At 44.4% G+C, this 13,004-nt stretch carries 8 protein-coding genes and 1 pseudogene; all 9 read left to right on the forward strand.

All coding sequences use genetic code 11. The features are described from left to right. Positions 1–13 precede the first annotated feature (13 nt). The 9 genes and pseudogenes from D0T57_RS12105 to D0T57_RS12145 all read left to right on the forward strand — a co-directional run bounded on the left by D0T57_RS12105 (position 14) and on the right by D0T57_RS12145 (position 12,850). The gene (locus D0T57_RS12105) at positions 14–727 is read left to right on the forward strand and encodes an L-rhamnose mutarotase (RefSeq protein WP_163273753.1); all 714 of its coding nucleotides are present in this window, start codon (positions 14–16) and stop codon (positions 725–727) included. Positions 728–797: 70 nt separating this feature from the next. Further along, on the forward strand, positions 798–3,035 hold the full coding sequence (locus D0T57_RS12110) for an alpha-xylosidase (protein ID WP_163273754.1): 2,238 nt from the start codon (positions 798–800) through the stop codon (positions 3,033–3,035). A gap of 223 nt (positions 3,036–3,258) precedes the next feature. Next, positions 3,259–4,311 (forward strand): annotated as a pseudogene (locus D0T57_RS12115) (cobalamin-binding protein); the annotation flags it as partial. An 8-nt stretch (positions 4,312–4,319) separates the two neighbouring features. After that, a complete protein-coding gene (locus D0T57_RS12120; RefSeq protein WP_163273756.1) occupies positions 4,320–5,879 on the forward strand; it encodes a sodium/solute symporter in 1,560 nt (519 codons plus the stop codon). A 23-nt stretch (positions 5,880–5,902) separates the two neighbouring features. Further along, complete coding sequence (locus D0T57_RS12125; RefSeq protein ID WP_163273757.1) at positions 5,903–6,571, forward strand: B12-binding domain-containing protein; 669 nt, start codon at positions 5,903–5,905, stop codon at positions 6,569–6,571. Then, positions 6,568–7,557, forward strand: coding sequence for a uroporphyrinogen decarboxylase family protein (locus tag D0T57_RS12130; protein WP_163273758.1), 990 nt, complete (start codon positions 6,568–6,570; stop codon positions 7,555–7,557). Before D0T57_RS12125 ends, D0T57_RS12130 begins: the two co-directional genes overlap by 4 nt. 6 nt (positions 7,558–7,563) lie before the next feature. Continuing rightward, positions 7,564–8,274: a vitamin B12 dependent-methionine synthase activation domain-containing protein gene (locus D0T57_RS12135; RefSeq protein WP_163273759.1), complete on the forward strand. Its 711-nt coding sequence runs from the start codon at positions 7,564–7,566 to the stop codon at positions 8,272–8,274. 246 nt (positions 8,275–8,520) lie between these two features. Then, positions 8,521–10,359, forward strand: coding sequence for a right-handed parallel beta-helix repeat-containing protein (locus tag D0T57_RS12140; RefSeq protein ID WP_163273760.1), 1,839 nt, complete (start codon positions 8,521–8,523; stop codon positions 10,357–10,359). A 337-nt stretch (positions 10,360–10,696) separates the two neighbouring features. Beyond that, positions 10,697–12,850, forward strand: coding sequence for an alpha-L-rhamnosidase C-terminal domain-containing protein (locus tag D0T57_RS12145; RefSeq protein WP_163273761.1), 2,154 nt, complete (start codon positions 10,697–10,699; stop codon positions 12,848–12,850). Positions 12,851–13,004: the final 154 nt, after the last annotated feature.

Here is a 13,004-nt window from a genome sequence, read left to right on the forward strand (position 1 = left end):
ATAAACGGATACCATGAAATATAAAATCCTGTACATATTATTAGCCGTTTCCTTGCTTTTTGCAGCTTGTTCGCAGCAGAAAAAGCCATCGGTAAACGGAGCTGGCGCAACAAAGGACGGTGTTCCATCCATAATAGAAGTAGCATCGAAAACAGACAGCATATCTCCCGGGAAATTTCTCGAAGTTTGTAAGAAATACAATATAAATCAGGCTTCTGTTTACCAATGGAAAAACCGTTTGATTGTCTTCGATGTTTTTGACGATTATCAAGTGTTGATGCACGAGCTTACACTAGCTTATGCTGATGAAATGCTGGAGGTGAAATATTATGATGAGCCATACTATATCTTCAACCGTAAAAACTGCGACAACAAAGAAACAGCCGCAGAGTGGAGCCACACTATTATGACAGCCAGCCTGGTAGCTGATACTACAATGCAACGCGAATATATGGAATATCATGCCACGCAGTCCGAGATGTGGCCGGAAGTAGCAAACGGATTTTGCAATGCTGATTTCCAACAACTGCTAATGTATCGCAATGGCAGGCAGTTGATGCTGATTATAAGCATCCCGAAAGGGGAAAACCTCGACGAACTGAATCCCAAAACAACAGAAAACAATCCGCGCGTTGATGAATGGAATGCTATAATGGCTAAATACCAGGAAGGCATTCAGGGTACACAGCCGGGAGAATCGTGGGTGGTGTTTTCAGCCGTCAATTGATAGAAACCTTTTTCTTCGCTAAAAGAAGGAACTACTTGTAACTTGTAATTCGTAACTTGTAACTAAAAATATGAACCAAACGAACTACCAATTATTCGACTTTCTCAATTTCGAACCCTCTTTAGACAATGGAGACCGTCTTTGGCGTGCTTGTGCGCCATCTGATATAGAGGAGCAAAATGGAGATATTTATATAACCATACCTTTCCAACTTCAACACAACTCGAACGAGATAACTCCCGACAATTCTGTCCCCAGAAAGGATTACAAGCTCAGGATCAGGGCTTATGGAGATAAGACAATCAGGGTGTCAGTCGCTTTCGATGGTAGTGCCATTCCCGAAGAGTCGGAAATGCTTCAATACGCCGATACATTAAAAGTGATCCCCCTCTCATTTACCAAGAATGAAACCGAATGGATAATAACAGACCATGCAGGAAACAAAAGGGCTGTAGTCGACTTTTCTCAACCTAAAACTGAATGGTGGAGCGACCTGCAACCGGCTCCGCAGGAAACTATTGACTTACGTTTCTATCCTGATGGAAAGAAGGAAGTAAAACTATCGGCTTACGATATGTTTTCTCCTGCCCGTCACGATGCTTTTGCATTGGCTATGGTAGAACGTAATGGCACACCCGACAGGGCAACCTGCTCATTCAGTGCCAAACCCGACGAGTGCTATATGGGCACAGGCGAGCGTTTTGCAAAACTCGACCTTTCGGGCAAAACCATGCAGCTTCGCAACCAGGACGGACAAGGCGTGAACAACCGCCGGGCATATAAAACCATCCCGTTTTATATTTCGTCCGAAATGTACGGGTTGTTCCTGCATACATCGTCTTTCGCCAAATACTCGTTGGCAGACCATTCTACGCGTTCGGCCCAGGTGATGGTAGAAGAAGCGATGCTCGATATGTTCGTTATAGGTGGCGATAGCCCCGAACAAATATTATACGGTTATCGCCAGATTACTGGCTTCCCATCCCTACCCCCACTGTGGAGTTACGGCGTATGGATGAGCCGTATGACTTACTTCTCGGCCGACGAAGTGAATGAAATATGCGACAGGATGCGCAAAGAGAATTATCCGTGCGATGTTATCCATCTCGATACAGGTTGGTTCGAAACAGACTGGCTTTGCGAATGGAAATTCAACGAGGAGCGTTTCGCTAACCCGGAGAAATTTATTCAGGACTTAAAGAAGAACGGATACCGGGTAAGCCTTTGGCAACTGCCTTATATAGCCTACAATGCCGAACAATATCAGGAAGCCGCCAAAAACAATTATATAAGCAAAAGCGAAAAGAAAATACAGGGGGCATCCAATTTCAGCGTTCAGGATTATGCCGGAACGATAGACTTCACCTACGATAAAGCTACCGAATGGTATAAAGGCTTGCTCAAGAAACTGTTGGATATGGGCGTTGTCTGCATAAAAACAGACTTTGGCGAAGATATCCATCTGGATGCTGAATATCACTCGATGAACCCTGACAAACTGCACAACCTTTATCCGTTGTTCTATCAAAAAGCGGCTTACGAAATAACGAAGGATGTGACAGGCGACGGCATCATATGGGCGCGTGCCGGATGGGCGGGAAGCCAGCGTTATCCGCTGCACTGGGGAGGCGATTCGGCTTGTTCGTGGGATGGAATGGCAGGATCGTTGAAAGGCGGCTTGCATCTGGGGCTTTCGGGATTCGGCTTCTGGAGCCACGATGTGCCCGGTTTTCACGGTGTGCCTAATTTTATGAACTCAATATTGCCCGATGATATATATGTCCGCTGGACTCAGTTCGGCGTATTCACTTCGCACATCCGCTATCATGGTTCACACAAGCGCGAGCCTTGGTACTATCCGAATATCAGCCATATAGTAAAAGACTGGTGGCATTTGCGCTACAAGCTTATCCCGTATATAATGGAACAAAGCGAGAAAGCCACACAGACAGGCTATCCCGTACTCAGGGCACTATGGGTGCACCACTTCGATGATAAGACATGTAACCACATCGACGACCAATATTACTTTGGCGATGATATACTCGTTGCCCCTGTAATGAACTCGGAAAACAAACGCGATATCTATCTGCCCAAGGGAAAATGGATAGGCTTTTTCGATGGGAAGGTGTATGAAGGAAACCAATGGTTGAAGAATGTAGAAGTGCCGTTGGAAGAAATGCCTGTATTCGTAAAATATGGGGCAGAGATACCTGTTTATCCCGAAAATGTAAACTGTACGGATGAGATGGATATGGCGAAAGTAGTCAGAGTGAAATTTGATAAAAGTTTTAAAGAGATAATATAATGGACATCCCATTCTCCCTAAAGGGTGGGCTGTTAAGTTCTAAATAAAATAATACTTTAAGAGAATAAAACATGACACTGAGATACACGAAGAAGCCACTGAGAAACACTGAGAAGAAAAAAACTCAGTGAACCTCAATGTTTGCTCAGTGTTTCTCAGTGTAATAAAGAATCGGAACTTAACAGTCCTACCCCCAAAGAGAAGGCTAAATACCTAATACAACATGAAAACGTGGAAAAGTAATTTCGAAGAATCTAAAAAACACTATATCGACTGGTGGAACCAAAAAGGCATTGTCCTCACCATGTGGGAGCACCTGTTTAAAGACGGCGCGCCTTATGCCGACATTCCCGAACCTGCTCCGGCGAAAGACTTAGACCAGTTTTGGTTCGACCCGGAATGGCGTTCCCGTTATCTGAACTATCAGATGTCGCGCAATTCATACAAAGCAGACATACTGCCTGTTGCCAACACCCAACTGGGCCCCGGTTCGCTGGGTGCTATCCTGGGCGCCGAACTCGAAGGACGGGAAGACACTATCTGGATACGCGAACAGCATAATTTTTCGGACGAGATAGTATTCGACGAAAGCAACAAATGGTGGCAACTGCACCTCGAATTACTTCGCAAATGCAAAGAAAAAGCGCAAGGCAATTATCTGATTGGCTGCCCCGATTTGGTAGAGGGGCTTGATGTGCTTGCCAGCCTCAAAGGGTCTGACAATGCGCTGATGGATATTATGATAGATCCGGACACTACCCTGCAACAATTACAGGCTGTAAACGATGCTTACTTTAAAGCATTCGACCAGATATACGATATAATCAACGAAGACGGCGAAATGGCTTTCTGCTATTTCTCCATCTGGGGGCCTGCAAAAGTATCTAAGTTGCAATGTGATATATCTATTATGATTTCGGAAGACGATTTCCGCACATTCGCCCTTCCTTTCCTTCGCGAGCAGACCGAAAAGATAGATTATACGCTCTACCACCTCGACGGCGTAGATGCCATGCGCCACGTAGATGCTTTGCTCGAACTCGAAAACCTCAACGCCATACAGTGGACACCGGGCGTAGGGCAACCGCAAGGCGGTGCTGCCTGTTGGTACGACCTGTATAAGAAGATACTGGCTGGCGGTAAGTCTATAATGGCAAACTGGGTGACTTTGGACGAACTGAAACCTCTGCTCGACAATGTGGGCAATCAGGGGTTGAATATACAAATGGATTTTAAATCGGAACATGAAATAGACGAAGCCTTAAAAATAATAGAAGCATATAGATGAAAAACCTAATCGAACTAACAGGACTGGATATCGGGATAATTATAGTATATATAGCTATTCTGGTGGGAGTGGCCATTTGGGCAAGCTTTGGCAAGAAGAATAAGGGTGGAAACCTGTTCCTTGCCAATAAGTCGCTGGGTTGGTTTGCTATCGGACTGACCATGTGGGGGACGAATGTAGGGCCTTCCATGCTGATAGCCAATGCCAGCAGCGGGTTCGAGGGCGGTATTGTCGCCGGCAATTTTTCGTGGTATGCATTTCCGTTTATCCTCTTGCTTGCATTTGTTTTTGCCCCGCGCTACCTCGGCGCAAGGGTGATGACATTGCCCGAATATATGGGAAAACGTTTTGGCGACAAGACCCGCGAATACATAGCATGGTACACCATTGTCACCATATTGATTTCGTGGCTGGGACTGACACTTTTCTCCGGAGGGGTGTTTATGGCACAAATCTTAGATATGTCGCTTTATTCGTGCATCATCATCCTCGTACTTGTTTCGGCGGCTTTTACAATGGCGGGCGGGCTGAAAACAATAGCCTATACCAATGTTTTCCAGATGCTTCTGTTGATTGGGGTTTCGGCACTTCTGGCTGTAATGGCAGTTGATAAAATAGGTGGCATTGAAAAAGTAGTAGCAGAAACACCATCTAGTTATTGGAATCTTTTCCAACCGCTTAGCGACCCTAACTTCCCGTGGCTGGCTATCCTTATAGGCTATCCTATCATGGGTGTCTGGTTCTGGTGTACCGACCAATCGATGGTGCAGTCCGTTATCGGTGCAAAAAATCTTAAGCAGGGACAACTGGGTGCAAACTTCTGTGCGTGGCTCAAGCTTATAGATATACCGCTGTTTATCCTGCCGGGAATATTATGTTTCATACTGCTCCCCAACCTTACCAATTCGACAGATGCGTACCTTCAACTGGTGAAAGAAGTATTTCCTCCGGGGCTGATAGGATTAGTGGTAGTGGTAATGGTAGCGGCTTTAATCAGCACCATCGGTTCTGCCCTCAACTCGCTGAGCACTGTTTTCACAATGGATATCTTTGTAAAGAATTATAAACCTAATTGTACAAACAAAGAAATAACCCGCATAGGGCGCATCGTAGTGCTTATTGGGGCTATCTTATCTGTCTTTCTGGCTATTGGAATCACCTTTATACAAGGGCTTAGCTTCTTCAACATCTTCCAGTCGGTATTGAGCTTTATTGCCCCGCCTATGGCTGTGGCATTCCTTACTGCCGTGCTTTGGAAAAGGACTTCGGCAAAAGCGATAAACCTGCTGCTGACATACGGTACGGTATTTAGTATCGGCATCGGTATTTTGTATTATTGCGGATTGATATTTCCGGGATTGCATTTCTTATACTTATCATTCTTTATATTTGTAATATTGGCCATCTTCGTATTCGCCTATTCGTTGTCGGACAAAAGCGAATCGGCTTCTACCCTCTCCTATTCGCCTATCAGGATAAACAAAGGCGTAAAAGTGGCATGGGGTTTACTAGTAGTAGTAATGGTCGGCTTATATGTATTTTTTAACGGACATTGATTTTGAACATAATATAGATTTTTATGGATACGACATTAGAAAAGCTTTTTGAGTGTGTAGAATTTGGAAAAATAAATCTGGCGGCAAACTTCCCTCCTCAAATGAAAGGTATGCCTGGCGCAGACGAATATACTAAAGAAGCACTGGACAAAGGTATTTCACCAAACGATATAATGAACGAAGCCCTTATTCCTGCTATGAATAAGGTGGGGCAGAAATTTACAGAAAACAAGATATTCGTTCCTCAGATGCTACTATCGGCCAAAGCGATGAATGCGTCGATGGAACATTTGAAGCCATTCTTCAAATCGGGAGAAGTAAAACGCAAAGGCACATTCATTCTGGGAACTGTTTTCGGCGACCTGCACGATATAGGCAAAAACCTTGTGGGCATGATGGTAGAAGGCGCAGGCTGGGAAGTGATAGACTTGGGGATAGATGTAAAAACAGAGAAATTTGTAGAAACACTTCAGCAACATCCTAATGCGATAGTCGGACTGTCGGCACTGCTCACCACCACCATGGTGAATATGGAACCGATAATAAAAGCGATAAAAGGAATCTCGCCCGAAACGAAAGTTATAGTAGGCGGTGCACCTCTATCGCAGGAGTTTGCAACCTCTATCGGTGCAGATGGTTATGGAAAAGACCCGCAGGGAAGTATCAATTGGTTAGAATCGGTAGTGGCATGAAGTGGACAGATCAGATTTTAAATAGCCGGAAAAGATTGGCCATCCCTGTGATGACCCATCCGGGCATAGAGGCTATCGGGAGGACAGTAAAAGAGGCTGTTACCGATGGGCAGGTACATTACGAAGCCATCAAGTATTTATCCGATAAATACGACATTGCTGCCTGTACGGCAATCATGGACTTGACGGTAGAAGCCGAAGCGTTTGGTGCAACAGCTCATCTCACCGACGACGAAGTGCCGAGTATAACAGGTCGCTTGGTGTCCGACATGGAATCGGTAGAAGCTTTGGCTGTACCGGGAATGGACGCTGGGCGTATCGCCGAATACCTGAAAGCAAACCGGCTGGCTGTAGAAAATATTAAGGATAAGCCCATTCTTTCGGGATGTATAGGGCCTTATTCGCTGGCAGGACGCTTGTATGATATGTCGGAAATAATGGTAGGTATCTACATAGAACCGGATACGATCAACCTGCTGTTGGAAAAGTGTACGCAGTTTATCATGGATTATTGCAAACACCTGAAAACAATAGGTACAGATGGTGTTATTATAGCCGAACCTGCTGCCGGGCTGCTTTCGAATGATGATTGCTTGGAATTTTCTACTAAATATGTAAAACAAATAGTGGATGCCGTACAAGATGATAATTTCACAGTGGTTCTGCACAATTGCGGGAATACAGGCCAATGTACCGATGCCATGATTGCCAGCGGTGCGAAAGCGTTGCATTTTGGCAATCAGATAGATATGACAGAGACGCTTAAAGTTTGCCCGCCGGATATAATCGTGATGGGTAACCTCGACCCTGTTTCGGTATTTAAGCAAGCCACGGCAGAAGAGGTGGCAGCTGCAACTACTAACCTGCTGGAACAAACAAAGCCCTACAAGAACTTTGTAATTTCTACGGGCTGCGATATCCCGCCCCATGTCCCGGTAGAGAATATCGAAGCGTTTTTTGCTGCCGTTGATAAATATAACAGTTGATATAAGATGCCGAAGTCAGGATTTCAATCATATTCGTTTTCGTTCCGGGAGGTTGCACCTTCTAAGGATGATATATTGAATTTCATCCATGCAGAAGGCTCGGACGAATCGCATCCTGTAAATATTATTACAACCGAACTTCTGGATCTGCTATCCCGTAGCGAAAACCAAATAAAAGGCGGTTATATAATTAAAGAAATAACTTCATTACAGGTGAAAGAAGGGAAGCTTGGAATCGGTAATCATATACTCGATATAGGCGCACAAATAGCATCATATGTGCGCGAAGCATCCCATATCGCCTTATTCCTGTGTACGGCTGGCGATGTTTTTACGTCGCTGTCGAAATACTACAACGACAAGGGCGATTATCTGGAGGCATTTACTGCCGATGCTATCGGTTCGCTCACCGTAGAAAATGCCATGGATAAGGTTCAGGAGCAGTTATCTTCCTCCTTACTCAATAGCGGTTTATCTATAAGCAATCGCTACAGCCCGGGCTATTGCAACTGGATATTGGCTGGGCAACAAAGCTTATTCAACCTGATAGGGGAAAACCCTACAGGCATTACTTTGAGCGATTCGTCCCTGATGAATCCTATTAAATCGGTAAGCGGGATAATCGGTATCGGCAAAGAGATGAAGAAACGGGATTATGGTTGTAAAATATGTAATAACCATACTTGTATTTATAGAAAAATAATAAGTAATCAATAGACTTTAGTGTACTAGAGTTCTAGTTTACTAAGAGTCTGTTTAAATTTTATAGCATATCTTTTTTATAGCTGTTTTTAGATGGATTTTATGTGTTTTGCTCGCTGGTTTAGCGGGCTAAACCGAGAGTAAAATGCGGAAAATACGCTAAAAAGAGCATAAAAAAGTTGCTAAGAACTATACTAAAGAACCTATAAGAAATATTTTCGCTAAAATTTAAACAGGCTCTAAAAAACATATATAATTTCCATGAAATTAATAAGCATCGCAATTTTACTATTCCTTTCGCTATCGGCTTCTGCTGTCGATATCTATGTTTCGCCCAACGGCAACGACCGCAATCCGGGAACAAGAGCAGAGCCGAAAGCTTCGCTGCATGGAGCTATCAGGGAAGCCCGCGAATACCGCCGGTTATTGAAGGTTGGGAAAGACGAGCCTATACGCATACTTATGGGCAGAGGCGTATATAATCTATATGAACCTGTATTTATCCGTCCCGAAGATTCGGGTACAGAAACCAGCCCGACCATAGTAGAAGCCATCGGCAAAGAAAATGTAACCCTCAGCAGTGGAATACGAATTGAAGGATGGAAAAAACAAGGAAAATATTGGGTTGCAGATGTCCCGTCCTTCAATGGCAACAGGTTGATTTTTCGCCAACTCTGGATCAATGGAAAAAAAGCTGTAAGGGCTCGCAATGTTTCCGACTTCGAACAAATGGACAGGATAAGAAGCAACGACAAGATAAACGAAATACTCTGGATTCCTGCATCTGCGGTAAAAGGCCTGACCAGATCCGAAAGCCTCGAACTGGTTATCCATCAGATGTGGGCTATTGCAAACCTGAGGGTAAAATCAATCACAGTACAAGGCGATTCGGCAGGAGTACGCTTCCACAACCCCGAAGCCCGCATCCAGTTCGAACACCCGTGGCCGCAGCCGATGGTGAAAGAAGGATTCAACTCCGCATTCTACTTTACCAATGCTATCGAGCTGCTCGACGAGCCGGGAGAATGGCATCACGATACGAAGACCGGCAAGATATACTATATGCCCCGTGCTGGCGAAGATATGGCTAAGGCAGAAGCAATTGTCCCTACCTTAGAGTCTTTAATCGAGATAACAGGTACACCCGACCGCCCTGTAAAGCATTTCCAATTCCGTAATATCAATTTTGCCTATACCACATGGACACGCCCTTCTACTATGGGGCATGTGCCTTTGCAGGCAGGCATGTACCTGCTCGACGGCTATAAATTAAGGCCTCCGGGCGTTCCGGGCAACTTCAACAAAGGCATAGAAAACCAGGGTTGGGTAGGTCGCCCGCCTGCGGCCGTTATGGTACAAAGCGCCCAACAGATAGAATTTGACCAATGTCGTTTCGAACATCTGGGCTCGTGTGGAATCGATTTTATCGACAGGGTACAACACGCAACGATAAACGGATCGCTATTCAGAGATATTGCCGGAAACGGTATGCAAATCGGGCGTTTTTCTGAGGCAGGCATGGAAACACACCTGCCATACGATCCTGCCGACCAACGCGAAATATGCTCGCATATCGCCGTTTCTAACAACTATATCACCGATGTCACCAACGAAGACTGGGGATGTGTAGGCATAGCTGCAGGATTTGTGAAAGATATAAACATATCGCACAACGAAATCAGCGAGATCGCTTATACAGGCATCAGTCTGGGATGGGGATGGACAAAGACCGTAAACTGTATGCGCAACAATGTAGTGCATGCAAACTATATCCATCACTACGGAAAGCATATGTACGATGTGGCAGGCATATATACCTTGTCGGTACAGTCTAAATCGTCAATTACCGAAAACGTGGTCGATAGCATTTACAGCCCTTCGTACGTACACGATCCGCATCACTGGTTCTATCTGTACACCGACGAAGGAAGTTCGTTTATCACTGTGAAAGACAACTGGTGTCCGGAAGAAAAGTTCCTGCAAAATGCCAATGGACCGGGTAATACATGGGAAAATAATGGCCCGATGGTTTCGGATTCTATTAAGCAAAATGCAGGGTTAAAGCCGGAGTATAAATGGCTGAAAAGTTTATCTATATAAGCCCACTACGCCTCCCCTAGCCCCTCCAAAGGGATGGGAATAGAGCGAAGCTAAAATGGGAGAAAAGTAACATAAAAAAAGAGTAAAAGGCGTTACATGTGTTACTTTTTAGGGAGATACGAGATACCAGTAGACAAGTTAACGAGTTGGTTTCTTATAAAATATGAACTTGTATCTCGTATCTTGTTTACTTGTATCTAAAGAAAAAGTAACAATAGAAAAACAGCAAAAATCCTGTTACTTATGTTACTTTTTAACTATATAATGTAAAGATAGGTTAAAACAATGCGAGGTTTAGTCAATATGAGCATTAAGACAAAATAAAATATACGATACAATGAGAAAGGTTATTTTTTTACTATTAATCGCAATGTCGATGCCGGTACTGGCACAGAAAGCCACATGGATATATTATCCGGGCGACCTTGAAATATGGCTCGGCAACGAGATGCAAAACCGCCGTACCGAACGGGGAGGCTTTTTCCCTCCTTTCTGGAAGATGGACAGCCACTACGTTGCAGTAGAGTTTTCTACAAAACTCGATCTGCCAACAGCCGAGGAAGTAGAAATATACGTGGAAGGAAAATACAACATTAAGCTTGATGGAAAAATACTTCCACCTTACGATAAGATAACTATTCCGGCAGGAAAACACAATCTGAATATAAAAGTGTACAACCAAGCCAATGTGCCGTCTATCTATGTGAAAGGAAAGACTTTTGGTACGGACGAGACGTGGAAAGTGACCTTCGAAGATAAAGAATGGATCGACGAATCGGGAAAGGCCTCCGATACATCGTCGGGCACTACATACCTGCAAGCCGGAAGATGGAATTTTGATTCGCCCGAAACTCCTCCTTCAAAATTCAGGTTGGCAACAACACCGATGGAAGCCGTAGAAACAGAAAATAAAGGAAAGGGCACCCTTGTCGATTTTGGCAAGGAGACATTCGGATATATTCAGTTTCACGGATTAAGAGGAAAGGGCAACATTTATGCCTATTATGGCGAATCGCCCGAAGAAGCATTGGACAAGGAGTATTGCGAAACATTGGATGTTTTCAAATTTGCAGAAAACAAGGAGCTTTTCACATCCGAAAATTCGAAGGCATACCGCTATGTTTATATAGAAAAAGACGCAGGCATCACTTTCGACAAAGTTTCGATGCTATACGAATACCTACCGCTGGATTATAGGGGGCAATTCAAATGCAACGACGAACTGATAAACAAAATATGGGATATATCGGCCTACACCATGCACCTGACCTCAAGGGAGTTTTTTATCGACGGCATCAAGCGCGACCGCTGGATATGGAGCGGCGATGCATACCAAAGCTACCTGATGAACTATTACCTATTCTTCGACTCGCCTTCGGTTACGCGCACCATGCTCAACCTCAGAGGCAAAGATCCTGTAACGAGCCATATGAACACCATTATGGATTATACATTCTACTGGTTTATCGGCATATACGATTACCTGCAATATACAGGCGACAAGCAATTCGTTAAACAATTCTACCCGCGTATGCAGTCGCTTATGGACTTCTGCCTGTCGCGCCGCAACAGCAACGGCATGATGGAAGGGTTGGCAGGCGACTGGGTATTTATAGACTGGGCAGACTTCAAGATGAGCAAAAGCGGCGAAGTGAGCATCGAGCAATTATTGTTCTGCCGCAGCCTTGAGGCAATGGCACTTTGCGCAGAAATCATGGATGACGCCGACAACCAGAAGAAATACGAATCGCTTGCCAAAGACCTAAAATCTAAGCTATTCACCGCTTTCTGGTCTGACGAAAAGAATGCTTTCATCCACAACCGCGAGGATGGTGTGATGAGCACACAGGTTACTCCATATACAAATATGTTTGCCGTACTGTTCGACTACCTCGATGCCGAAAAGACTAAGGCTGTGAAGGAAAACGTCCTTTTGAACCCTGAGGCTCTGAAGATAACCACCCCATACATGCGTTTCTACGAACTGGAGGCACTTTGCGCTCTGGGAGAGCACGACCATGTGTTAAAAGAAATCCGCAACTATTGGGGTGGTATGCTCAATCTGGGTGCAACTTCGTTCTGGGAAAAATACAATCCTGACGAGAAGGGAACCGAACACCTTGCCATGTATGGGCGTCCATACGGAAAAAGCCTTTGCCACGCGTGGGGAGCAAGCCCGATCTATCTGTTGGGCAAATACTATATTGGAGTGAAACCCGAAAAAGAGGGTTATAAGGAATTTAGCATACGTCCGGTACTCAGCGACCTGAAATGGATAGAAGGTTCGGTGCCTACTCCCAACGGCGATATAAAAGTATATATGGACAAGAAACAGATCAAGGTTTCTGCCAGCGAAGGCGAAGGATATCTTTACTTCAAATCGACGGGCAAACCAAAGGTTAATATTGGTAAGATAGAGCCAGTTGAAAAGAATAGTTATAAAGTAAAGATTGATACAGGAAAAGATTATATTGTAGAGGGGAAATTCTAATGCCCGGAGGCTAACCACCTGTACTAATACGGCTTGCGAGAATTGTATTATTTACACTTAAAACCCTAAATATGCTATAAAACATATTTAGGGCTTTTCTCTTTTCAGGCTAAAGCCCTATCTTTGTCAGCACAGTACAGGATAGTACAGTAAT

Source organism: Dysgonomonas sp. 511, from assembly GCF_010501105.1.
GTDB lineage: Bacteria > Bacteroidota > Bacteroidia > Bacteroidales > Dysgonomonadaceae > Dysgonomonas.